Below are 22,543 nucleotides of genomic sequence, written 5' to 3'. Positions count from 1 at the left end.
CACACCAGTCACACGAGTCTTCTTGCGACACACCGTCCCACGTACCCCACCTGACCCGTCCGGGGTCTTAGCGTCGTCGCATGGGGACGACAGGGCTGATCTATGTGGCGATCGTCGCCGCGTGGGCTGCCTACCTCGTCCCGATGATGCTGAAGCGCAACGACGAGGCCAGCAGGCGCCGCTCGGCGGAGGCGTACTCGTCGTCTGCCGCGCGCGTGCTGTCGCGAACCGACGGAGGGTACGCCGTACGAGCTCCCGGTACGGGGGTGACGACTCCGGCCGGGACGACAGTGACCGGTACGTCGGCGCACGGCGCGACGGTCAGCGCGGCCGGCGTGCCGCAGGCCGAGCCGCCGCCGCACCGTTACGTCCCGAACCGAGCCCGCCGGGTGGCCGCCATGCGCCGCCGGCGGGTGCTGTCGATCCTGACCCTTTCACTGCTGTCGATGACCGCACTGGCCGGACTCGGGATGCTGCTGTGGTGGAGCGTCTCCATCCCGGCCGGGATGATCGTGGCGTTCGTCGTACTGACCCGTGTCCAGCTGCGCCGGCAGGCGCGGGAGCGTGCGGCCTTCGTCGCCGAGCGCCGGGCGCGGACCGCTGCCCGCCACGACCGCGGCCCGGCTGTCGCCCCGCCGTCGTCGCCGGACAACGAGATGACGGTCGAGGTCAAGCTGCCGGTCGCCGAGCCGCCGAAGCCCGAGCCGAAGCCGATCTCGTCGGAAGGCCTGTGGGACCCGGTACCGGTCACGCTGCCGACGTACGTGCTGAAGGAGAAGGCCCCCGACCGGACGGTCCGCACGATCAACCTGTCCGGACCCGAGGTCTTCTCGTCGGCCCGCATCGTCGAGCCGGAGCCGACGGCCCCGCCGATCGTCCCCGACGAGATCGTCGAGGAGCCGGTCGTGGAGCCAGAGATCAAGCGCGCTGTCGGCGACTGAAGCCGGTACTTCGTACGCCGACGCCGCGACGTCGTCAGCCTGCCCGCCGCCTCACCGCGGCGGGCAGATCTGTCTCTCCCGCGAGGCAGTATCCGATTTCAGCTCCACCCCGTCACCGTGTTAGAGTTTCGCGGTCGCCAGGAACATCGGTGACACGGTCTGGGGCTGTGGCGCAGTTGGTAGCGCGTCTCGTTCGCAATGAGAAGGTCAGGGGTTCGAATCCCCTCAGCTCCACCAGACAGGTGTTGTAGAACAACCAATTGGCCGCTCCCGGTGACGGGGCGGCCATTGTGGTGTCTGGGGCGGTTTCGGCCGCCGAGGATGGTTCGGGCGCGGCTGGGGACGGTTGGCCCGTGTGGATGGCGTCGAGGCCCGCGGACGGCCGGCGCAGCTCGTACCCCGCTGAGCTCCCATCGAGGCTCAACCGGTGGAAGTGTCCCGGTTCAAGAGCCGGGTCCTCCAGTCCCGCACGGGTCAGCTTTCCGGTTGTTGGTCGTTCATCGGCCACGGGTGCCAGCACGTTACATTTCCCGGAATCGTTCCTGCGCCGCTCATACAAACGGGTGTTGCATATCCGGAAATATCGCTGGTCCATTAAATGTGTGACCACCCGAGCCCTTGGCAGGCGTGGCCCGAGGGCGGCATAGTTCGGCTCACGCGCCGTCACGGAGATCTGCCGGCCACCGAGGAAGTTCTTGGGGCGGCACTCGAGTCTTCAATGTGGTGGTTAGTTTTCAGGGGGGAAGGTTCTGTGTACAAGACGAACGAAGAACTGCAGGCGGCGGCCGACCGTATCGGCGAACTGCAACGAGGCATTCTGGAGGGTAGGTTCGCGTCGCCGACCGAGGCGGCGGACGAGATCGTTGAGAAAGCTCGCTCAATACTGAGCACGTACATCGTGCTCGGCGATCTCCCGGATGACTACATGTATCGCAAGTATGTCGAGCCGCTCGGCATCTGGTGCATGGAACTCTCCATGCTGTGGATGGGCAAGGAAGACACGCCGCGCGGTGCCGCGCTGAAGACTTGCTTCGACACCGTGTCGGATTTCGTCAAGGGCTTCAGCTACTTGAATGAAGGCTGACTGTTCGAAATCAATATCGAGGAGCAGATGTGGCTGACAACCTGTCGGGAACACGGGACAAGCTGAAGAGCCAACGGAACACGGTGCGGACGCATGTCGAGAAATGGAGGGTTCAGGTCGAGCCGTACGAGAAGACATTCGCCCTGAAGACGATTGAGAATGCACAGAAGTTCATTGCCAAGCTCAAGTCCGACCATCCGACTCTGCGCAACGACAATCAGCCCGAAGACAACTGGAAGCCCGGCGACCGGTTGTAGGCAGTGGTTGCTTCAGGCAATGACTAGGGGTGGTTCTGCCACGGGATGAGGCGGCTGCGGCCGGTGTGGTGCGTTGTGGGTGGGAGCTGGGGGCGGTGCAATGAACCGAGGGTGGGGTCTTCGGGGTGGAGGGTGGGGTCCCGGAGGACTGCCCAGTTGATGCGGTCGCCGTTGCGGGTGGGGGAGGAGCCGCAGGCTTTGGCGAGCTCGGTGAGGAGGCGGAGGCTGATCGGGTCGACGGGTGGGCCGCCGGGGTACTCGGTGAGGTCGGGTGGGTCGGGGCAGTCGTCGGTGACGGCGACGGTGAGGAGGCCTCGGCGGAGCTCCAGGCGGAGGACCAGGTCGCCGACGGAACGGTGCAGGGCGGTGCAGACGAGTTCGTTGGCGACCAGTACGGCGTCCTCGAGCAGGGTGGTGCAGCCCCACGTCGTACAGACGTCGGTGACGTAGGTGCGGGCCGTGCGCGGGCTGACCTCGGACGGCGGCAGGATCATCACCGCGAGGCGGCGCAGCGGGGCGCGCCGAGCCGCGGCGCGGGCCTGCGGCAGCGTCGGGCAGATCCGGACGAACTGCCCGAGCGCCCTGGCGGCGCGGCTGTGGCCGCCCTCGAGCGCGGCGCCGGACACCAGGATGAGCTGTACGCCGGACCACAGCTCGGCCCGGCGGGCGACCATGCTGAAGACGTTCAGGACGTAGGCCTGCTCCACCCGGGCCAGGCTGAGGTCGACGACGATGGCCGACGGCTGCTCGGCGACGCACTTCATCAACGTGTCGCGGACCCGCGGCGCGGCGGCCAGGGACAACGCACCGGTCAGGGTCACGACCGCCATGCCCGCGGTGGAGTCGTCCACCGCGATCATCAACGCGGCACCACCCGTACTGATCAACTGTTCCGGCACGCCATGATCCACGGCGAGTCACCCCCGGGGCGTCGTCGCCCGGCGCGAACGGCGCGGGCGTGTGAGTCACGTTACACCTGATCAAATGTCAGAGCTGCCGTCGAGGGAGAGGTGCTCATCGCCCACTGCTGCCCGAAGGGCTGGGATCACACGGGGGCGTGGGTGCAGCGGCCTGGGGGTGGCGTGTGCCAGGGTAGGTGCGTCGGGTGGGCGCGTGGAGGTGAGTGGCGTGAGGCAGCGCGTGGCGGCGGGGCTGTTCGTGCTGGCGTTTGCGATGGCGGGGGTCGCGGCCGGGCACGGGAACGCGGTCGACGAGCGGGCCGGGAGTGAGCAGTGCGAGCTGCTGCTCGAGGGTGCGCCGCCGGAGGCGGGACGTGGTGACGGCGAGGAGCCTCCGCTGATGGTGACGAAGGAAGACTCGGGGCTGGTGAAGGGGCACGTGTTCACGCCGGCCGCGTTCCTGATGGCCAAGTCGACCTGCCCGGACGCCGGGATGTGGGAGAGCTGGCAGGGAAGTCAGCACCTGGACGGCATCGAGTTCGTCGAGTCGGACCTGGCCAAGGTGCACGTGTACGACGGCGACCCGCTCGGGGTGCGGACCTGGCGAGGGCCGCAGGGCGTGGACTTCCGGGCGGTGGACGTCGACATCCGGCTCGGCACCGACATCCAGTCGATCGCCAGCCTGCCGCAGGACGACGGCGGAGTGGAGGCGACGTACGTCGTACTGCGGTACTCGCCGGAGGCCAAGGGCCTGGAGCCGTACGGCGGTGTCGGCGTGAAGGTGGAGAAGCGCTGCGGCGGGGACTGGTCGGAGCTGGCGCAGACCTCGACCGACGCCGAGCGTGGGGAGTTCACGTTCGCCGTACCGGCGGGGGAGTGTGCGGAGCTGGAGCTGCGGGCGACGGCGGACGACGCCGAGGACACCTGGGGCCGGCCGGTTCCGCTCGAGCTCTGAAAAATTCATAAATTAGGTCTGGACAGCGGCCCGGGTGGGAACATACTTGATCGACTGAAGTAAGCCCACCGCCCCTGGGAGTAGAGATGACGCTGTCGAGAAGGACGTTCATGGCCGGGACCGGCGGGGTGCTGGCCAGCATCTCCGTCGGATCGATCGAGCAAGCCGTGGCGGGACCCGACGTCGCGAGCACCGACCTCGCCCTCAACCGCCCGGTCCGGGTGTCCTCGACCGCGTACGCCGCGACGCCGGCCCAGTTCGCCGTCGACGGGCTGGCGCAGACCGGTGTGAAGGGCTCCGGCTGGCGGGCCGCGACCGGTGACCCGCAGTGGATCGTTGTCGACCTCCAGGCGCGTTGCCGGGTCGAGGCGGTCACGCTGACCTTCGAAGGCACGGCTGGTGACCCTGCCTTCGACCTGTCCGGCGGCAACCCGTACGGCCAGACACAGGGCCACGAGGTCCTGTCCAGCTCGGCCCTGGACTTCCGGGTCGACACCTCCACCGACGGTACGACGTGGCGCACGGTGCACCAGGCCACGAACAGCCCGGGTGGCCAGGTCGAGGTCCCGCTGACCACTCCGGTCAACGCCCGCTACGTGCGGCTGACCGGTACCAAGCAGGCCAACGCCAACCCGCTCGGGCTCAACGGCTTCCAGGTGTACGGCACTGCGAGCGGCAGCCGTCCGCCTGCGACCGGGTGGACCTCCTGGGGCACTCACCACGGCACACCGCCCGCGCTGAAGGCAGACCCCGACGGCACGGTCCCGCTGGAGTCCGGCTGGTCCCTGACGATGGATGACTTCGCAGCTACGCAGGACGGCGCTGCACTGAGCAAGGCCGGTCAGGACACGTCCAGCTGGCTTCCGGCCGCCGTACCGGGCACTGTGCTGGCCACTCTGGTCGAGCAGGGCCACTTACCCGACCCGGTCGAAGGCATGAACAACCTGGAGATCCCGGAGGCACTGAGCCGGCACCGCTGGTGGTACCGCCGCGCCTTCGACCTGCCGAAGGGTCTCGACGTCAGCGCCGGTCGGCGGGTCTGGCTGGAGTTCGACGGGGTCAACCACCAGGCCGACGCCTGGCTCAACGGTGTCCAGGTCGGCACGGTGAAGTCGCCGTTCGCCCGGGCGGCCTTCGAGGTCACCGCCGCGCTGAAGGCCAAGAACGCGCTGGCCGTGCAGATCACCCCGATGCCGCACCCCGGTCAGCCCGGCGACAAGGGCGACGCCGGCCAGGCGTTCGTCCAGTCCGGCAAGCTCTGGCAGGACTCGCCGACGCTGCTCTCCGCGTCCGGCTGGGACTGGATGCCCGCGGTCCGCGACCGGGCCGCCGGGATCTGGAACCACGTCCGGCTGCGCTCCACGGGCGACGCCGTACTCGGTGACGCGCGCGTGGTCACGAAGGTCCCGAACCGTTCCATGGCGACCGTCGCCGTCACCGTCCCGGTACGGAACGCCGCGAGCGTCGACCGGACGGTCAACGTCCGAGCGGCCTTCGACGGTACGACGCTGACGAAGACGGTGACGCTCGAGGCCGGTGAGAGCGCGAACGTCGCGTTCGACGCGGTCACGGTGACGAATCCCGAGCTCTGGTGGCCCAACGGGTACGGCGACCCGGCGCTGCACGCGCTGACCACGACCGTCGCGATCGGCGGCCGGACCAGCGACAGCCGCCGGACGACCTTCGGGATCCGCGAGTTCGGGTACAGCTACGACCTGCCGATCACGGTCGACCCGGCCACCAACTCCGCGGCGCAGACCGTCGAGATCCCCCAGCAGACCAAACGGTTCGTGCGGATCCAGGGCAAGCGCCGGGCGACGGGGTGGGGCTACTCGCTGTGGACATTGGCGATCAAGGACTCCGCGGCCGGTGCCGACCTCGCGCGCACCGGGACGGCGACCGCGTCGTCCGACGACGGCAGCCCGGCGGCGAACGCGATCGACGGGGACGACCGGTCGCGCTGGGCGTCGCAGTACAGCGACGACCAGTGGATCCAGGTCGACCTCGGGGCGCCCAGGACGTTCGACCGGATCGAGCTGCTCTGGGAGACGGCGTACGCCGTGCTGTTCGTCGTACAGGTTTCTGATGACGGCGAGGACTGGGCCGACGTGCAGGAGGTCAGCAACGCGCCGGTGCCGCTGAAGATCAGCGTCAACGGGGTGCAGATCTTCTGCCGTGGCGGCAACTGGGGGTACGACGAACTGCTGCGCCGGGTCACGCCGGAACGGATGCGAGAGCTGGTCGGGCTGCACCGCGACATGAACTTCACGATGATCCGCAACTGGATCGGCTCCAGCACCCGCGAGGAGTTCTACCAGGCCTGTGACGAGAACGGGATCCTGGTCTGGAACGACTTCTGGGAGGCCGGTGAGTTCTCCGACGACCTGCCCGGGTACGTCGAGATCGCGCGGGACACGATCGTGCGGTACCGGACGCACCCGAGCATCGTGATCTGGTGCGGCGCCAACGAGCAGCACCCGCCGCCGGGGATCGAGGCGGGGATCAGCGCCGCGGTCCGGGAGGAGGACGACGAGATCCTGTACCTGCCGGACTCGGCGGCCGGGTTCGTGTCCGGGCACGGGCCGTACTACTGGGTGGACCCGGCGAAGTACTTCGACGCGAACACCTACGACACGTTCAACTTCGGGTTCCACACCGAGATCGGGATGCCGACGATTCCGGTGGTGGAGTCGATGCGGAACCTGGTCGGCGACGGGGACGAGGGGTGGCCGATCGGGACGCCCTGGTACCACCACGACTGGTCGACGCACGGGAACCAGAAGCCGGAGACCTACCTGGGGGCGATCGACGAGCGGCTCGGGTCGTCGAGCGGGCTGGAGGAGTTCACCCGCAAGGCGCAGCTGGTGAACTACGAGAACATGCGGGCGATGTTCGAGGCCTGGAACGCGCACCTGTGGGAGGACGCGTCGGCGTTGCTGCTGTGGATGTCGCACCCGGCGTGGCACAGCACGGTGTGGCAGACCTACGACTACGACCTCGATGTGAACGGGAGCTACTACGGGGCGCGGAAGGGGTGCGAGGCGATCCACGTCCAGGCGAGTCAGCCGGGCTGGAAGGTTGCCGCGATCAACCACACGACGTCGCCCTTGACGGCGACGGTGACCGCGGACCTGTACGACCTGCAGGGGAAGCGGCTGGGAACGAGGCAGCAGGCCCTGACGGCGGAGGCCTCGGGCAAGGCTGATGGATTTGTGGTTGCCTTTGGCGACGAGTTGCCGGCGTTGCACCTGCTGCGGCTGACGCTGACGGATGCCCGGGGCAAGGTGTTGTCGGAGAACACGTACTGGCGGTACCGGGCGGCGTCCGACGTACAGCAGCTGAACGCGTTGGGGAAGGCTCGGCTGACCGTGAGGACGACCACGGCTCGTGGAAAGTTGACCGCGGTGATCCGGAACGACGGGAAGGCCGTCGCGCCGTTGATCCGGTTGTCGTTGCGGGACCGCGACGGTGAGCGGGTGCTGCCGGCGATCTACAGCGACAACTACTTCTGGTTGCTGCCGGGGGAGTCGCGGACGGTCACGGTGACCGCGAACGTGAGTGGGACGCTGAAGTTGCTGGTGGATCCGTACAACAGCTGATCAGTTCGGGCTGAAGTCGTCGGGGTCGCCGAGGGTGATCCCGAGGGCCGCGGCCATCGCCAGCGTCACGGCGAGTGCGTCGATCGGGGAGGAGTTCGCGATCGTCGCGCCGCCGAGACTGGTGATGCCGCGGGTGCCGTCCCAGGTGCAGTCGACGAAGACCGCGCCCTTCGCCTTCACCTGGGAGAACTCGGCGCCGGTCAGGTCGCAGTTGCGGAACACGGTGCCGGACAGGTCGGCGGAGACGAAGTCGGCGCTCTGCAGCCGGCAGTCGGTGAACTCCGCCCGCACGAACTTGGCGAACCGGAACGAGCTGAAGTCGAGCACGCTGTCCCGCACGGCCACGTGCTGAAGGTTGAGTGCCGGGCCGGCGAAGCCGGTGAGGCGGGAGGAGCTGACCTGCACGCGGGTCGCCGAGGCGTCCGACCAGCGCGCGTTGGCGAGATCGCAGTGGTCCAGCACGACGTCGACGAGGATTGCCTTCTCCAGCTCGGACCCGCCGAGATCACACCGCGTCAGCCGGCAGCCGCTGATCTCCAGGTGCTCGGCCTCGAGATCCCGCAGCTCCACGTCCTCCAGCTCCAGATCGAGCAACCGGTCCTCGTCCTCGATCTCGTCCACCGACGGAGTGGCTCGCTGGAGATCGTTCCGGAGCCGAGGTGCCGCGAGCTTCTTGTTCACCGCTGCACCGTATCCGGCCCGTCGGACAGGTCACGAAACAGAACGAACCGCCGTACCGATGATGGCTGAGTGTTCGGTGTCTTCGGTGACCGCTACGTCGAAGGTGAAGACCTCCTTGACCAGGTCGAAGGCTCCGGAGATGGAGCCGCCGAGGACGACGCGGGTGGCGGCGAAGCGGTCGAGCCACGGGGTCAGGGCTTCGGCCAGTACGGCGAAGGCGTCCTGGAGGACCTGGTGGGCTCGTTCGTCGCCGGCTCGGGCCGCGTCGGCGATCTCCTTGACGCCGGGCGCCTCGCCGTACGTGCGGAGGATGGCTCGGGAGGAGATCCAGTCCTCGAGCGGCTTGCCGTGGATGGAGGTGCGGTAGAGCTCGCCGCCGGGTGGGACCGAGTCGCCGGTGCGGACGACGCGGCCGTCGGCCAGGAACGCCGTACCGATGCCGGTGCCGATGGTGACGCCGCAGCAACGCTCCAGGCCCTGGAGCGTCCCGGTCGTCCACTCGCCGACGCTGAAGGCCTCGGCGTCGTTGACGAAGACGACGCGGTCGAGGTCCAGCAGCGAGCGCAGGCTCTGACCGAGATCGAAGCCGTACAGCGAGTCGAACTTGTCGACCCCGCGGTACCACGCGACCCCGGCGGCGTAGTCGAACGGCCCGGGCATCGCCAGCGCCAACCCGTTTGCCAACGGCAACTGTGCCGCCGCCTCCGCGAGCTGCGCGACGATCCGGTCGGCCGTGGTCTGCGAGTCCAGCGGCGTACGCTGAAGTGACGCGACCTCCCACGATCCCGCCGCGACCACCGCCGCTGCCACGTGACTGCCGCCGACCTCCAGCACAGCCACCCCTGCATCGTTGCTCATGACCCCCATCATTCCCGATCGCCCGGGTGATGGACCTGACCGCCGACCCGAACCGCGAGCCCTCGCCCCGGAGCCGGCGGGTCCTCCCGAGCGGTCACGCGGCGTACTCGGACGCCTTCCACCAGGCGATCGGCAGGTTCGCCCGCCACGCACCGACCGGCATCAGCCGGTGCCCGGACGGCGCGGCTGTGGAACCATGGGAGACGGCGGTTTCACGGCCGCCCACCGCCCAGGCAAGGAAGTGACAGCTTTTGCACGCCGAGAGCACCGCCACGTCCGCGGTCCTGACGCTCAGCGTCGGGGTCGCGGTGATCGGCCATGCTCTCGCCGGCGGAGTCGTCGCGGCCGCCGTCCTGCCGCAGCTGCTCGCGCTCGCCGCGGCTTGCTGGCTGCTCGGTGACCACCTCGCGGGCCGGCAGGAGCTCGCGGTCGTCGTACTGGCCGCGATCCAGCTGGTCGTGCACTTCTCGCTGGACTCGGCCCACCACATGGCCTCGATGCACGGCGGTGCCGCCGGTTCGCTGACGATGGCGACGGCCCACCTGGTCGTCCTGCTCGTCGGCGTCGGCCTGATCGACCGGACCCACCAGTGGCTTTCCCGCGTACGGCGAATCGTCGCGCGCCTGGTCCCGGCCCTGCCGGCGCCGATCGTGGCGATCCCGACGAGCCACAGCGCGCCGCGCGCCGTCGAGTCCACACCCTCGTACGAGCAGCACCGCCGCACCTCGAGCATGTCGCGCCGCGGCCCGCCACCGGGACGGGTTCTCCCCGTTCCGTCCTGAACCGGTCGCGCTCCCGCGGGACCGGCTCCCGCGTGTCCGCGAAAGGCTCACCCATGCTCAAGAAGCTCGCCCTGCGCGCTACCGCGATCTCCGCGGCGTCCGCACTCGTCCTGGTCGGCGCGGCGAACTCCGCCTCGGCCCACGTCACCGTCTCCTCCCCGGACGCCAAGCCGGGCGGTTACGCCAAGCTCGTGTTCCGCGTCCCGACCGAGTCCGACACCGCCAGTACGACGAAGCTGGTGGTCTCGCTGCCGAAGGACCACCCGTTCGCGTCGGTCGGGGCGCAGGTGAAGGAGGGCTGGAAGGTGGTCAAGACCACCGAGAACCTGCCGTCGCCGGTGAAGGTCGGTGACGTCACGCTGACCAAGGCGATCACCACGGTCACCTGGACGCCGACCGGTACCGGCGTACCGGCGAACGACTTCGACGAGTTCGCGCTGTCGGTCGGCCGGATCCCCGAAGGCGTCGACACGTTGAGCTTCCCGACCGAGCAGACCTACAGCGACGGCGAGGTGGTGAAGTGGGCGGACGTCGCCAAGAGCGACGCCGACAAGCCCGAGCATCCGGCGCCGTCGCTGAAGCTGACCGACACGATCACCCAGGTCGCCGCCACCACGGACGACGACGATGACGACGAGTCTGGCTCGGACGTGCTCGCCCGTTCGCTGGGTGGCGCGGGCCTGCTGCTGGGGCTGGTCGCTCTGGGCCTCGCCGTACGGCGGCCTGGCGCGTCCTCGGGTGAGGCCAAGTAGTCGTGCGCAAAGTCCTCGCTGTCCTGGCCGCGTCGCTGCTCGTCCTGGTGGGTTCCACCGGGACGGCGGCGGCGCACGCCAAGCTCGACTCGATGACGCCGGGTGACGGTACGACGATGGCGGTGCCGCCGACCCAGGTGGTGCTGACCTTCAGCGAGCCGGTCGGCAGTACCGGCGCCGAGGTGCAGGTGAAGTCGCCGACCGGCGTGAACGTTGCCCTGGGCGACATCCAGGTGATCGACAACACCGTCACCCAGCCGGTCGGCGCGATGATCGAGACCGGCCGGTACCAGGTCGACGCCCGGGTCGTCTCGGCCGACGGGCACCCGATCACGGTCACCGGCGCGTTCACCGTCAGCCACGCGGGCCACGACCCGAACAGCCCGGTCACCCCGGCGGCGGCGCCCGCCGAGGGCAACTCGAACGTGGCGACCATCGTCGCGATGTCGCTGGTGATGCTGGTGGTGGTCGCCCTGGCCATCGTCATCGTCCGCCGCCGCCCGGCCGCATGACCAGTTCGTCCACCACACCCGTCCCGGCCCGGCAGCTGCACCGGGGCGTGGTCGTTGCGGGAGTCGTTGCCTCAGGCATCGTCGTCTGCGTCGTCGCGTTGCTGGCGGCCGGTGGTGCGCCGAAGCCGTTGCCGGCGGGACTTCACGGCGCCGGCCTGCCGGTTTCCTGGGCGGTGCCAGTACTACGGTTGCTCGCCGACGCCGCGGCTATCGTCTGCGGTGGTGCTGTACTGGCTGCCGTCTTGCTGCTGAAGCCGGAAGAAGGCGGAAAGCTCGGTGCGCAAGGGCTGAAGGCGATGCAGGATGGTGCTGTCGCGGCGAGTGTGTGGGCGGTGGCGAGCATCGGTGGTCTGATCGCGACGGCCTCGGTCATCCTCGGCCTGCCGTTGTCCCACCTGCCGGAGCAGGCCGCGGTGGCGGGCCAGCTCGACCAAGTACGGGCCTTGGCGGTCGCGGTCGCGCTGACAGCCGTGCTGGCTGTCGTGCTCAGCGGCACTCGGACGGTCGCATCAGCTCGGGTCGCACTCGTCCTCACTGCAGCAGCCTTGGTCGGCCCGTTGCTCACCGGGCACGGCGCGATCGAGCGGACCGCCTTCTGGACCGTCCTCGCGACCGCGTCGCTGGTCGTCCATGTCTTCGCCGCGACGACTTGGGTCGGTGGCCTCTGGGCCGTCGTTCGCTACCGCGGCGCCGTCGACAGGTTCAGCCGGCTGGCCCTCGGCTGCGCCGTGACGATCGGCGCGACCGGCCTGCTCACCGCCGAGATCCACCTCGACGGCCGCGAGGGCGGCTGGGGCCTGATCACCCAGTGGGTCACCACCGGGTACGGCGCGCTCGTGTTCGCGAAGGCCGCGGCGTTCGCCGTACTGGTGACGATCGGGTGGTGGCACCGTCGGGCCACGCTGCCCGCGCTCGCGGATCGCCCGGCGCTCTTCTACCGGCTCGCCGCGGTGGAGCTGCTGGTGATGGCGGGCACGGTCGGTCTGGCGGTCGCACTCTCCCGGACGCCGTGAACGATCGGTGATCCGTCAACGAGCCCGTATGCTTGGTCAATGACGGAGGTGCAGTGGCTCGATGCGCGTGAGGCGCGGCTGTGGCAGTCGTACCGTGACTCCTACCGGGAGCTGACGGCCGCTCTCGAAGCCCGGATGATCGCGAACGGCGGTTTGTCCGTGGCCGACTACGCGCTCCTGCACCCGCTGTCCTCGGCGGAGGACGGCGTCCTGCGGACCCGCGACCTCGGCAAGTCCGTGGGCTGGGAACGCAGCCGCCTGTCGCACCAGGTCAGCCGGATGGAGAAGCGCGGCCTGGTCGTCCGCGAGGAGTGCCCCTCCGACGCCCGTGGCTCGATGGTCCGCATCACGCCGACCGGGCGGGAAGCGATCGAGGCCGCCGCGCCGGACCATGTCGACGCCGTCCGGACGTACCTGTTCGACAAGCTCTCGCGGGAGGAGCAGGACCTGCTGGCCGGCCTGCTCGACCGCGTCCTGAGCGGCCTGCCGACGCGGGACCTGTGCCGCACCGGCGCCTCCGACGACGCCGGCTGCTGACCCCGCGCCGAGTCCCACCAGCTGACCACCGCACCCTCTGGGTTGACATGTCATCTCTATTTGCTACTTTGGTGATGCATCACCAAAATCCCTCTTCTCGAAGGACTGACATGCCCAAGATCGCGATCATCCTCGGCAGCACCCGCCCGGGCCGCAACGGCGCCGCCGTCGCCGAGTGGGTGCTCGACATCGCCAAGCAGCGCGATGACGCCGAGTACGAACTGGTCGACATCGCCGAGTACAAGCTGCCGCACCTGGACGAGGCGATGCCGCCGGCCATGGGGCAGTACAGCCAGCCGCACACCCTGGCCTGGGCGGAGAAGATCGCGTCGTTCGACGGCTTCGTCTTCGTCACCCCGGAGTACAACCACTCCACCTCCGGCGCGCTGAAGAACGCGATCGACTTCCTGTTCGCCGAGTGGAACAACAAGGCGGCCGGCTTCGTCAGCTACGGCTCGGTCGGCGGTGCCCGCGCGGTCGAGCACCTGCGTCTGGTGATGGGCGAGCTCAAGGTCGCCGACGTCCGTGCCCAGGTCGCGCTGTCGCTGGCCACGGACTTCAAGAACTACAGCGAGTTCGCCCCGGCCGAGTACCACGTCGCCGAGGTCACGACGATGCTCGACCAGGTCGTCGAGTGGAGCGGTGCCCTGGCGCACCTGCGCCGGCCTGCCGCTGTCTGACAGCGACCACCATCCGGGTCACAGCCAGGGCCACGATCGCGGCGAGGGTGCCGTTGATCAGCCAGGCCAGATCGGGTGCCCAGAGGACGACTTGGTCTCGTTCCAGGCCCTGGCTGTGCGGAAGGTGGACGGCGAAGAGGTAGGCCAGTCCACCGAGGATCACCAAGGTGAGCCCGAGGTGTGCCCGGCCCCGTCGTCGAACGGCCTGTTTGATGCCTAGAGCAACCAGTACGACGAGCAGCAGCAACAGCGCCGTCATCCCCGCGAGCACGGCGGGATACCCGATCCCTGCCTCGCTGGTCTTCGGTTCACCGCCCGCGAGCAGAGCCGTGAGTCCGAATGCCGTGTCCAGCAGCTGCGACTCCTGGAACGTGCCGTACGCGTTCTGCAGTACGACGACCGCCCGGTCCTGCGAGGGCAGCAGCATGATCGCCGCCTGGTAACCGGCGACCGCGCCGCCGTGCCAGATCACCGGCTGGTCCGAGTCGACGCCGAAGTCCTTCAGTGGCCACCGTCGCCAGCCGAGCCCGTACTGAAGGCCTTCACCGGTCGCGACCTCGCCGCGATGCGTCGCGCTCAGCAGTTCGGGTCCCAGAACCTTCGGGGCGCCCCCGAGCTGGGCCTGGGCGAACGCGATCCCGTCCCGCAAGGTCCCGCCGAGGTGGCCGTAGCTCACACCGGCCGGGTCGTAGGGTGATTCCATGCCGACCGGCTGCCCGAACACGTACCGGTGCCCGGGCGGCAGTCGATCGTTCGGCGCGGTGATCGCATCCTTGGCGCCCAGCGGTTCAAGCAGCCGCGTCCGCAGTACGTCGGTGAACGGCTTGCCGGTCACCTGCTCGATCACCGCGGCGAGCACCAGGTAGTTGAGGCTCGAGTAGCGATGCTCGGCCCCCGGTACGCCGGCTGCGCTGACCTCAGTGAAGGCAGGGATCGTGTCGATCGGCCGGCGCCCGGCGTCGAACTGGTCGGTCAGTTCCAGTGAGGCAGGGATCCCGCTGGTCTGGTTGAGCAACTGCCGTACGGTGATCCGCTCGGCGCCGGGCTCCTTCAGCCGGAACGCCGGCAGATAGCTCACGACCGGCGCGTCGAGCCGGAGCTCGCCGGACTCGACCAGCTGCATCGTCAGCGTCGCGGTCACCGGTTTCGAGACCGAGCCCCACAGGAACGGCGTCGTCGCGCTCACCGGGTTCCCGTCGCCGTCGGTGCCGAACGTGCCGGTGTGCACGACCTCCCGCGCGCTGACCACGGCGTACGCGACGCCGGGGACGTGGGCGGTGGCCATCCGTCCTCGCACGTGCTCGTCGAGCCGGTCGACCGGTGCGGGCTCGGCGGGTGTCAGGACCGTGAGCAGGGAGGCCAGCGATAGCAGTATGCGCATACTTTTATCGTAACCATATGACTGTATTGTGTGCGCTGTGCCTCGTGTCGCCGACCATGCCGAACGCCGTCTGACCATCGCTGCCGCGTTCCAGAAGCTGGTCGCCGACGAGGGATTACGGCGTACGTCGTTCGTTCGCGTGGCCGCTGAGGCCGGGGTCTCGGTCGGGCTGATCCAGCACTACTTCGCGAACCGGGACGAGCTGCTGCTGTTCGCGTACGAGGAAGGGCTGCGGTCGATCGCCGCGCGGGTCGAGGCGCGGATCCAGGCGGGGGAGTCGGCCGGCCGCCCGATCTCCGCGATCCTGCTGAGCGGGCTCGAGGAGTTGCTCCCGCTCGACGAGCAGCGATCCGTCGAGTACAGGGTCCAGCAGAGCCTGCGGACCGAGGCGCTCAGCGACGACGCCCTGGCGCAGGTGGTCCGGCAGGCCGCGGCCGCGCTGCACGCGCGGGTCGCGACCGCGATCGGGAACGGCAAGGAGTGCGGCGAGGTCGAGGCGGCCGTCGACGCCGACCGGAACGCCATGATGATCCTCGCGACCGCCGACGGCCTCGCCGCGGCGCTGGCGCTTCCCGAGTCGCCGGCCCTTCCCCAGGTATCGGCGCAGTCCGAGGTGTCGGCGCGGGCAGACCTGCGGGCGGACGCCGTACTGCGGCCTGTTCTGGACCTGGTGTTCACCGGGCGCTGCCGGCACTTCGACCGCTGAGTCCGGGAGTCACTGCCAGTACTCGGAGGTAGTTGGGCAGTGACACGCCGTCACGGGCAGCGAGGGGCCGATCGGCCGTCGAGAATGAGTCTCGTTCAGAGTGCGCGCTGAATTTGACAACGATTTTCATTAACGGCAGGATCGACGCCGGCGGGGGGAACTCGCCGGACCCATCGCACCGTGAGGGAAAACCTGATGTCCGAAGCGCTGAACAGACGTGGGTTCCTGGGGCTGGCCGGGGGACTGGGACTGGCCGCGATCGCCGGCTGCGGAAGCGGCGGCGACCAGGCCGCGGCGCAGCCGCAGCAGGGTGGACGGCTGCGGGCGGTGTTCGCCGGGGGCGGCGCCAAGGAGGTTCTCGACCCGCACGTGCAGAGCCTGTTCGTGGACATCGCGCGGCACAAAGCCCTGTACGAGAAGCTCGTCGAGCTCGGCCCGGATCTCAAGCCGGTGCCGCGGCTCGCGGAGAAGTGGGAGCCGGACGCGCAGGCCGCGACCTGGCGGTTCACGGTGCGGGACGTCACCTGGCACAACGGCAAGTCGCTGACCACCGACGACGTGCTCTACAGCCTCGCCCGGATGGCGGATCCGTCCGTACCGGAGCGGGTCGCGCAGTCGTCGCTCGCGTCGCTGGACCTCAAGCGGTGCCGCGCTGTCGGCAAGCGCACGGTCGAGCTGACGCTGACCGCGCCGAACGCCGAGTTCCCCGCGCTGCTGGCCGGGATCGGCACGCAGATCGTGCCGGACGGTTTCAAGGACCCGACCACACCGATCGGGACGGGCGCCTTCACCTTCGTCTCCTTCGAGGCCGGCCGGACGATGGTCGCCAAGCGGTACGCCGACTACTGGGACGGCGCGGCCCGGATCGAGGAGCTGCAGGTGCTCTCGGCCGACGCGGAGGCGCGCGCCAATGCGCTGCAGGGCGGCCAGGCCGAGTACGCGAACGACATGACCGCGACCTTCGCGCGAACCGCGGAGGCCGGCAAGACGGCGAAGATCGTGGCGGCCAAGGGCAGCACGATGCAGTCCTTCGTGATGAAGACCGACCAGGCGCCGTTCGACAACCCCGACGTACGGATGGCGTTCAAGCTGCTCGTCGACCGGCAGCGGCTCGTGGACGTCGTACTGGCTGGGCGCGGTGCGGTCGGGAACGACCTGTTCGGCAAGGGGTACCAGTACTACCCGGACGGTCTGCCGCAGCGTGAGCGCAATCTCGACGAGGCCAAGGCGCTGCTGAAGAAGGCCGGCCTGGTGAACCAGCAGATCGAGATCTTCACCGCCGACGCGTCGGCCGGGTTCGTCGAGGCGGCGACGCTGCTGGCCGAGCAGGCCGGTGAGGCCGGGGTGAAGCTGAAGGTCACGACGGGCAGCGCGCAGACGTACCAGAAGGATCTGCTGACCAAGGGCGCGATCGGCAGCCACCGGTCGGGCGCGATGCCGATCCCGCAGTACGTCACCGACCGGCTGCTGTCGAAGTCGCCGTTCAACGCGACGCACTGGCGGCGGCCGGCCTTCGACGCGGCGTTCGCCGCGGCGCAGGTGCTGACCGACGAGAAGGCGCGCGCGGCCAAGTACGGCGAGCTGCAGAAGACGTTGCGGGACGAGGGCGGGATCCTGGCCTGGGGCCACCCGGACTTCCTGGTCGCGGTGTCGCCCAAGGTGCAGGGGGTCGAGGCGGTGCCGCCGAACACCGTGGACTCGGGCCGGTTCGACAAGGTGTGGCTGGCCTGAATGCGGGTCTACGCGGCCCAACGGGCTGCCCTCGCGGTGCTCCAGCTCGCCGTCTTGTCGGTGCTGGTCTTCGTGCTGACCTCGTTGCTGCCGGGCGACGCGGCGGACCTGCGGTTCACCGAGACGCTGACGCCGGAGCAGGTGGCGTCGCTGCGGGCGCAGCTGGGGCTCGACCAGCCGGCGGTCGAACGCTTCGGCCACTGGCTGGGGAACGTGCTGAGTGGTGATCTCGGGACATCGCTGATCAGTGGTGGACCGGTGCTCGACATCGTGAAGGCCTCGGTCGGCGCGTCGCTGGTGCTCACGGTGGCGACGCTGGCGGTCGTCGTACCGGTGGCTGTTGCCCTGGGCATCTTGATGGGAACGCGGGAGAACGGCCGGCTGGACCGGACGATCACGTCGATCACCTTGGCGCTGAGTGCGATCCCGGACTTCGTGATCGCGGTGGTGCTGGTGGCGGTGTTCTCGCTGAAGCTGGGCTGGTTGCCGGCGACCTGGGTCGGCGGAGATCTGCTGGCGAGCCCGGTGCTGCTGGTGCTGCCGGTCGGCGTGCTGCTCGGGCGGACGGTGTGCCTGCTGTCGCGGCAGGTGCGCGCGGGGACGATCAACGCGTTGCACGCGGACTACGTCGTACAGGCTCGGCGGCTCGGGGTTCCACGACGGCGGTTGCTGCTGCGGCACGTGCTGCCGAACGCCGCCGTACCAGGCGTGCAGGAGCTGGCGCGGACCGGCGACACGTTGCTCGGTGGAGTGCTGGTGGTCGAGGCGATCTTCGCGATCCCCGGATTTGCGACGGCGCTGGTGGACGGGGTCGAGACGCGTGACCTGCCGGTGGTGCAGGGGCTGACGCTGGTGCTTGCCGTGGCGGCATTGCTGATCAACCTCGGGGCGGACCTGGTCTGCAACCGGTTGGTGCCGCGGACGGAGCTGCTGCGATGAGAGCCCGTACGCCGCTCGCCGTCTCGCTGCTGCTCGTGCTGATCCCCTTGCTGGTGGCGGCTTTCGGGCCTTTGATCCCGGTGGATGCTGCGCCTGGGTTGCCCTACGAGCGCGAAGCCGGACACGTCCTCGGGACCGACGGGCTCGGGCGGGACGTGCTCGAGCTGCTGCTGAACGGTGGACGGACTGCTCTGGGGATGGCGCTGGGCGCCGTCGCCGTCGCGTACCTGGTCGGTGGGCTGATCGGGCTGGTGGCCGCGTCCACCCGGCGCCGGTGGCTCGACGAGCTGCTGATTCGGCCGCTCGACGTACTCATGCCTCTGCCGTCGCTGCTGGTGATCAGTGTGGTCGCCGTCGGCTGGCGGGCCTCTGCTGTCGCGATCACGTTGGCTGTTGCAGCGGTCAACGTTCCTACGGTCGCACGGTTGGTGCGGGCTGCGGCGCTGGATGCCGCCAGCAGCCCGGTGGTCGAGGCTCTGCGGATGCAGCGGGAGAGCTGGGTCGGCATTCACCTCGGGTACGTCGGGCGGGCAGTTCTGGGGCCGGTGGCCGCGGACATCGGGACCCGGATCACGCTGGCGGTGTTCCTGGTCGCCTCGGTCAACTTCCTGGGGCTGGGGCTGAGTCCTACCGCGCCGGACTGGGCGGTGAGTGTGAGCCGCAACCGCGAGGGTTTGCTGTTGCAGCCGTGGGCGGTGCTGGCGCCGGCGTTGCTGCTGGTGGCGTTCACGCTGGGGTTCAACCTGCTGGCCGATCGCCTGGTCCACCGCACGCGGCGGATGGCTGAGGTTTCGCGATGAAGAAGAGAGAAGCCGTCGGCGCCGGGCAGCCGGCTCCTGCAAAGCCGCTGGTGCGGGTGAGGGATCTGGCCGCGGTCGCGGGCCGGTCCATCCTCGTCGACCAGGTGAGCTTCGAGGTGTGGGCCGGGCAGGTGACTGCTCTGGTCGGTGCCTCTGGGTCTGGTAAGACGACCTCGGCGTTGGCGCTCCTGGGCGAGCACGGGGATCGCGTCGAACTGAGCGGGTACGTCGAGGTCGGGGGAGAGATCGTTGTTGACGGCAACGGCCCGGCCACGGCGGACGTGCGTGGACGAGTAGTGGCCTACATGCCGCAGCATCCCGGGAGCGCGCTGAATCCCGCGCGACGGATCGGGGTGGGGCTGCACGAGCTGGAGAAGCTGCACCATCCGGGGCAGCACGTCGTACCGGAGGCTCTGCGGGCCGCGCAGTTGCCGCAGGACCGGAAGACGCTGCGGCGGTTCCCGCACCAGTTCTCGGGTGGGCAGCGGCAGCGGATCGCGTTGGCTCAGGCGTTGACGTGCCGGCCGCGGGTGCTCGTGCTGGACGAGCCGAGCACGGGGCTGGACTCGATCACGCGGCTGCAGCTGGTGGGGGAGTTGCGTGAGCTGGCGGGGGAGGGACTGGGGATCTTGTTGCTCAGTCACGATCTCGAGCTGGTGCGGGCGCTGGCACAGCACGTCGTCGTACTGAACGCGGGGCAGGTGGTGGCGTCCGGAGGCAGCGAGGTGCTTCCGGCCGCGCTCGAGCTGCCGGTGTCGCGAGGAACCGATCGCTCGGCCCAGCCGTTGCTCCAGGCAACCAAACTGTCCGCGCGGGTGCGGGGACGGGAACCGATCCTGCGAGAGGTCGAGCTCAGCGTGCTGCCCGGAGCGTGTCTCGGCGTGGTCGGGCGGTCCGGGAGCGGGAAGACGACGCTCGCGCGGTGCCTGGCCGGGCTGCACGAGCGGTACTCCGGGGAGATCACCCTCGACGGCGAGGTGCTCCCGGTGCTGCGGAAGCGAACGGCCGAGCAGAATCGGCGGGTCCAGTACGTGTGGCAGGAGGTCCGCGGGTCGTTCGACGAACGGCGCCCCGTGGTCGACCAGGTCGCACGGACCGCGCAGAGGCTCAGGAGCTTCCGGCCTCTGGAGGCCAGGGACGCGGCGGTCGCCGTACTGGCTCGGCTCGGGGTGTCGGCGATGGTTGCCGCGCGGCCGCCGAGCAGGCTGTCCGGGGGCGAGCTGCAGCGGGCCGCGCTGGCTCGGGCGTTGCTGGCCGAGCCTGACGTGCTGATCTGCGACGAGATCACCACCGCGCTCGACGAGCACGGCACCGGGCTGGTCGTCGAGCTGCTGCAGGAGCTGAAGGCCGACGGTACGGCGCTGGTCTGGATCAGCCACGACCTCGGCCTGGTCGCGGCCGTGGCCGACGACGTCCTGGTGATCGACGGCGGCCGGATCGCCGAGCAGGGACCGCCGGCGACCGTCATGACGTACCCGTCCACTGAGGTGACCCGGCGGCTGGTGAGGGCCGCCCGGGTCGGACAAGACCCTCCGCCTCCGCCCGTGCCGACCCTGAGTTATGACACGAGGAGCACCCCGCAGTGACGATCCCTGGTACAGCCCGGCTGCACGACCACCTCGCGGAGGCGATCAAGGACCCGGATCCGATCCGCGTCGGCGACGACCTGATCTGCCTGCGGTTCGAGACGATGAAGGTGTACTCCGCGCTCGGCGCCGTCCGGCACCTGCTGGAGACCGGCGCGGTCCGGACCGGTGACACGCTGATCGACAGCTCCAGCGGGATCTACGCGCACGCGCTCGCGCTGGCCTGCCACCGGTACGGGATGAAGTGCCACATCGTCGGCTCGACCACCGTCGACCGGACGCTGAAGATCCAGCTGGAGATCCTCGGCGCGACCGTCGAGCAGGTGCCGTCGTCGAACAACCTGCAGCTCGACCAGAACCTGCGGGTCCGCCGGATCGCCGAGATCCTGCGCGACAACCCGTCGTACCACTGGATGCAGCAGTACCACGACGACATCCACTACCTCGGGTACGGCGCGGTCGCGGACCTGGTCGACCAGGTCGCCCCGGCCGGGCCGCTGTGCCTGGTCGGCGGCGTCGGGACCGGCGCGTCGACCGGCGCGATCGCGGCGTTCCTGCGCGATCGCGGCCGGGACGTGAACCTGGTCGGCGTGCAGCCGTTCGGCAGCATCACGTTCGGTGCCGGGCACACCCAGGACCCGGAGATGATCATCGCCGGGATCGGCAGCTCGATCGAGTTCCGCAACGTCCGGCACGAGCTGTACGACCGGTTGCACTGGGTCTCGTTCGACTACGCGATGTCGGCGGCGGTCGACCTGCTGCGGACCTCCGGCGTGTTCGCCGGGCTGTCCGCGGGCGCGGCGTACCTGTCCGCACTGTGGGAGCACAACTGTGACAGCAGCCGCCAGCACGTCTTCCTGGCCGCGGACACCGGGACCCGGTACGTCGACTCGGCTTTTTCCCGGCATGCCGAGGCGCGGCCGATGGACACCATGCGGCCGCGGGAGATCGACTCGCTCGAGCAGCTCGCCGTGCCGTGGTCGGCGATGTCCTGGGACCGGCGCGCCTCGGCCTGGGCGCAGCACGAACAACTTCCATCTGCGACTCCGTCGCACTAACCTGAGAGGTATGTCGGGGTATGTGCTGCTGCCGCAGTTGTTCACGGCAACGGAGGTCGGCCGCCTGCGGGACGCGGTCGAGCAGGTACACGCTGCCGTCGTCGCCGCGGCCGAGGCGGGACGGACGGCTGTGACGGTCTGGCCCGACGGGCACCGGCTGGAGGAGATCGACGGCACGACGATCCACTGGGAGCCGGACGCGCCGGGCAAGGCGGTGCGCTCGTTGTCGCCGGTGTCCGGGATGTCTGCCGCGATCGACGCGCTGTGGACCGATCCGCGGTTGACGCGGCCGATGGGCTCGTTGCTGGGAGCATCGTCGGTCGGGCCGTTCGTGGCCAAGCTCAACTTCAAGCGGGCCGGGGTCGGGTCGGAGTTCGCGTGGCACCAGGACTTTCCGTACTGGTACGGGTGCGCGGGTGATCCGGCGTACGAGATCGCGACGGCGATCGTGATGCTCGACGACAACACCGTCGCCAACGGCGCGATGACGCTGGTCCCGGGCAGTCAGCTGGACGGGCCGGCGCCGCGGGATCCTCTTGATCCGACCGGGTTGCTGGTGGACCCACGCGCTGTGTCCTCGGCGACAGTGACGGTCGAGGCGCCGGCCGGGTCGGTGCTGATGTTCCCCAGCCTGATGGTCCACCGGTCGGCACCGAACCGGACGGCGAGCGACCGCCGGTCGCTGCTGTTCTGCTTCCAGCCTGCTGGTCGTCCCGAGTTGTCCGCCCTGACGTACGACCCCGAAAGGCTCACTGATCTCCCGTGATCTGTGCTTTTGGCCTCGCCTCCGGC

General features: G+C 69.5%; 22 protein-coding genes and 1 tRNA gene. 19 read left to right on the top strand and 4 right to left on the bottom strand.

Annotated features, from left to right (window positions below):
- Positions 1-80: 80 nt before the first annotated feature.
- From ACLQ2O_RS22545 to ACLQ2O_RS22530, 4 genes are all read left to right on the top strand, one after another.
- A complete protein-coding gene (locus ACLQ2O_RS22545) occupies positions 81-941 on the top strand; it encodes a hypothetical protein (protein ID WP_425834484.1) in 861 nt (286 codons plus the stop codon).
- A 161-nt stretch (positions 942-1,102) separates the two neighbouring features.
- A tRNA-Ala gene (locus ACLQ2O_RS22540) sits at positions 1,103-1,178 on the top strand.
- 514 nt (positions 1,179-1,692) lie between these two features.
- Positions 1,693-2,025, top strand: a complete 333-nt coding sequence (locus ACLQ2O_RS22535; RefSeq protein ID WP_425834482.1) for a hypothetical protein — start codon at positions 1,693-1,695, stop codon at positions 2,023-2,025.
- A gap of 29 nt (positions 2,026-2,054) precedes the next feature.
- Positions 2,055-2,282: a hypothetical protein gene (locus tag ACLQ2O_RS22530; RefSeq protein WP_425834480.1), complete on the top strand. Its 228-nt coding sequence runs from the start codon at positions 2,055-2,057 to the stop codon at positions 2,280-2,282.
- Between the two features lie 23 nt (positions 2,283-2,305).
- Here the strand turns inward: ACLQ2O_RS22530 and ACLQ2O_RS22525 are convergent, their stop codons facing one another.
- The gene (locus ACLQ2O_RS22525; RefSeq protein WP_425834478.1) at positions 2,306-3,181 is read right to left on the bottom strand and encodes an STAS domain-containing protein; all 876 of its coding nucleotides are present in this window, start codon (positions 3,179-3,181) and stop codon (positions 2,306-2,308) included.
- A 229-nt stretch (positions 3,182-3,410) separates the two neighbouring features.
- Between ACLQ2O_RS22525 and ACLQ2O_RS22520 the strand changes: the two genes are divergently transcribed.
- Together ACLQ2O_RS22520 and ACLQ2O_RS22515 are read left to right on the top strand one after the other, a co-directional pair.
- Positions 3,411-4,136, top strand: coding sequence for a hypothetical protein (locus ACLQ2O_RS22520; RefSeq protein ID WP_425834476.1), 726 nt, complete (start codon positions 3,411-3,413; stop codon positions 4,134-4,136).
- An 86-nt stretch (positions 4,137-4,222) separates the two neighbouring features.
- Positions 4,223-7,735, top strand: coding sequence for a discoidin domain-containing protein (locus ACLQ2O_RS22515; protein ID WP_425834474.1), 3,513 nt, complete (start codon positions 4,223-4,225; stop codon positions 7,733-7,735).
- On the opposite strand, the gene ACLQ2O_RS22510 is transcribed toward ACLQ2O_RS22515, so the two are convergent.
- Together ACLQ2O_RS22510 and ACLQ2O_RS22505 are read right to left on the bottom strand one after the other, a co-directional pair.
- Positions 7,736-8,416: a pentapeptide repeat-containing protein gene (locus tag ACLQ2O_RS22510; protein WP_425834472.1), complete on the bottom strand. Its 681-nt coding sequence runs from the start codon at positions 8,414-8,416 to the stop codon at positions 7,736-7,738.
- A 30-nt stretch (positions 8,417-8,446) separates the two neighbouring features.
- A complete protein-coding gene (locus tag ACLQ2O_RS22505; RefSeq protein WP_425834470.1) occupies positions 8,447-9,274 on the bottom strand; it encodes an ROK family protein in 828 nt (275 codons plus the stop codon).
- A 251-nt stretch (positions 9,275-9,525) separates the two neighbouring features.
- Between ACLQ2O_RS22505 and ACLQ2O_RS22500 the strand changes: the two genes are divergently transcribed.
- The 6 genes from ACLQ2O_RS22500 (at position 9,526) to ACLQ2O_RS22475 (ending at position 13,550) form a co-directional block, all read left to right on the top strand.
- Entirely contained in the window at positions 9,526-10,056 is a 531-nt protein-coding gene (locus ACLQ2O_RS22500) for a hypothetical protein (RefSeq protein ID WP_425834468.1), read from the top strand.
- 53 nt (positions 10,057-10,109) lie between these two features.
- Positions 10,110-10,808, top strand: coding sequence for a YcnI family protein (locus ACLQ2O_RS22495; RefSeq protein ID WP_425834466.1), 699 nt, complete (start codon positions 10,110-10,112; stop codon positions 10,806-10,808).
- A gap of 2 nt (positions 10,809-10,810) precedes the next feature.
- Positions 10,811-11,320, top strand: coding sequence for a copper resistance CopC family protein (locus ACLQ2O_RS22490; protein ID WP_425834464.1), 510 nt, complete (start codon positions 10,811-10,813; stop codon positions 11,318-11,320).
- A complete protein-coding gene (locus ACLQ2O_RS22485; protein WP_425834462.1) occupies positions 11,317-12,333 on the top strand; it encodes a CopD family protein in 1,017 nt (338 codons plus the stop codon). The genes ACLQ2O_RS22490 and ACLQ2O_RS22485 overlap by 4 nt, the downstream gene beginning before the upstream one ends.
- 39 nt (positions 12,334-12,372) lie before the next feature.
- Entirely contained in the window at positions 12,373-12,870 is a 498-nt protein-coding gene (locus tag ACLQ2O_RS22480) for a MarR family winged helix-turn-helix transcriptional regulator (protein ID WP_425834460.1), read from the top strand.
- 110 nt (positions 12,871-12,980) lie between these two features.
- Positions 12,981-13,550, top strand: a complete 570-nt coding sequence (locus ACLQ2O_RS22475; RefSeq protein WP_425834458.1) for an NADPH-dependent FMN reductase — start codon at positions 12,981-12,983, stop codon at positions 13,548-13,550.
- Here the strand turns inward: ACLQ2O_RS22475 and ACLQ2O_RS22470 are convergent.
- A complete protein-coding gene (locus ACLQ2O_RS22470) occupies positions 13,477-14,931 on the bottom strand; it encodes a serine hydrolase domain-containing protein (RefSeq protein ID WP_425834456.1) in 1,455 nt (484 codons plus the stop codon). The genes ACLQ2O_RS22475 and ACLQ2O_RS22470 overlap by 74 nt on opposite strands.
- Positions 14,932-14,968: 37 nt before the next feature.
- Here ACLQ2O_RS22470 and ACLQ2O_RS22465 point away from each other — a divergent pair, with 37 nt between their 5' ends.
- The 7 genes from ACLQ2O_RS22465 (at position 14,969) to ACLQ2O_RS22435 (ending at position 22,517) form a co-directional block, all read left to right on the top strand.
- Positions 14,969-15,637 (top strand): TetR/AcrR family transcriptional regulator, encoded by a 669-nt coding sequence (locus tag ACLQ2O_RS22465; protein ID WP_425834454.1) that lies wholly within the window; start codon positions 14,969-14,971, stop codon positions 15,635-15,637.
- Positions 15,638-15,832: 195 nt separating this feature from the next.
- Positions 15,833-17,368, top strand: coding sequence for an ABC transporter substrate-binding protein (locus tag ACLQ2O_RS22460; protein WP_425834452.1), 1,536 nt, complete (start codon positions 15,833-15,835; stop codon positions 17,366-17,368).
- Complete coding sequence (locus tag ACLQ2O_RS22455) at positions 17,369-18,307, top strand: ABC transporter permease (RefSeq protein WP_425834450.1); 939 nt, start codon at positions 17,369-17,371, stop codon at positions 18,305-18,307.
- Complete coding sequence (locus ACLQ2O_RS22450) at positions 18,304-19,107, top strand: ABC transporter permease (protein WP_425834448.1); 804 nt, start codon at positions 18,304-18,306, stop codon at positions 19,105-19,107. Before ACLQ2O_RS22455 ends, ACLQ2O_RS22450 begins: the two co-directional genes overlap by 4 nt.
- Entirely contained in the window at positions 19,104-20,693 is a 1,590-nt protein-coding gene (locus ACLQ2O_RS22445; protein ID WP_425834446.1) for an ABC transporter ATP-binding protein, read from the top strand. Before ACLQ2O_RS22450 ends, ACLQ2O_RS22445 begins: the two co-directional genes overlap by 4 nt.
- A complete protein-coding gene (locus ACLQ2O_RS22440; protein ID WP_425834444.1) occupies positions 20,690-21,751 on the top strand; it encodes a pyridoxal-phosphate dependent enzyme in 1,062 nt (353 codons plus the stop codon). Before ACLQ2O_RS22445 ends, ACLQ2O_RS22440 begins: the two co-directional genes overlap by 4 nt.
- 10 nt (positions 21,752-21,761) lie before the next feature.
- Positions 21,762-22,517: a phytanoyl-CoA dioxygenase family protein gene (locus ACLQ2O_RS22435; RefSeq protein ID WP_425834442.1), complete on the top strand. Its 756-nt coding sequence runs from the start codon at positions 21,762-21,764 to the stop codon at positions 22,515-22,517.
- Positions 22,518-22,543 lie beyond the last annotated feature (26 nt).

The organism is Kribbella sp. DT2 (assembly GCF_049844575.1).
Lineage (GTDB): Bacteria > Actinomycetota > Actinomycetes > Propionibacteriales > Kribbellaceae > Kribbella.
Note: the sequence above shows the minus strand (reverse complement) of the source record. Positions and strands in the feature narration are given on the sequence as shown.